Origin of the sequence: Paenibacillus xylanilyticus (genome assembly GCF_013359935.1) — a bacterium.
Taxonomy (GTDB): Bacteria; Bacillota; Bacilli; order Paenibacillales; family Paenibacillaceae; genus Paenibacillus; species Paenibacillus xylanilyticus.
Map to the genome: position 1 here is coordinate 1 of NZ_JABMCB010000131.1, position 710 is coordinate 710.

A 710-nucleotide genomic window follows, 5' to 3' on the forward strand; every position below is an offset into this window, starting at 1 on the left:
AGAGTTTATAACACCCGAAGTCGGTGGGGTAACCGCAAGGAGCCAGCCGCCGAAGGTGGGATAGATGATTGGGGTGAAGTCGTAACAAGGTAGCCGTATCGGAAGGTGCGGCTGGATCACCTCCTTTCTATGGAGAATCGTCTTCTGTAACGAAGACATTCAAATACAAAATCTAGCCAGGTCGGCTAGTTACTCACTCGTTGCTCAGTTTTGAGAGCTCAAACTCTCAAACGTTTGGTGGCGATAGCGAAAGGGTTCCACACGTTCCCATCCCGAACACGACCGTTAAGCCTTTCAGCGTCGATGGTACTTGGACCGAAGGGTCCTGGGAGAGTAGAACGCCGCCAAGCGTAAACCCTATTGGGTTTCGAAAAATAATACGGGCCCTTAGCTCAGTTGGTTAGAGCGCACCTCTGATAAGGGTGAGGTCGGTGGTTCGAGTCCACCAGGGCCCACCATTTATACTTTATAATCTAATATGGGGCCATAGCTCAGCTGGGAGAGCGCCTGCCTTGCAAGCAGGAGGTCAGCGGTTCGATCCCGCTTGGCTCCACCAACAAGATTTTACAAGCTTGTTCTTTGAAAACTAGATATCGAAACGAAAATTGCGAATTAGAACATTCCTTTTAGGGATGAATGCTTGTTCGGTTCAAGTGACCGATCAACAATCATCCTAGCTGAACTTGTGTAAACAAGTTTAATAAATAGTG

Annotated in this window: 2 tRNA genes and 2 rRNA genes; all 4 read left to right on the forward strand. The window is 48.3% G+C overall.

Annotated elements, in window-relative coordinates:
• Window positions 1-127, forward strand: a 16S ribosomal RNA gene (locus tag HP552_RS02710); the annotation flags it as partial.
• Between the two features lie 106 nt (window positions 128-233).
• Window positions 234-350: ribosomal RNA gene (gene rrf / locus HP552_RS02715) — 5S ribosomal RNA — on the forward strand.
• A gap of 31 nt (window positions 351-381) precedes the next feature.
• A tRNA-Ile gene (locus HP552_RS02720) sits at window positions 382-458 on the forward strand.
• A 22-nt stretch (window positions 459-480) separates the two neighbouring features.
• Window positions 481-556: transfer RNA gene (locus tag HP552_RS02725), tRNA-Ala, on the forward strand.
• Window positions 557-710: the final 154 nt, after the last annotated feature.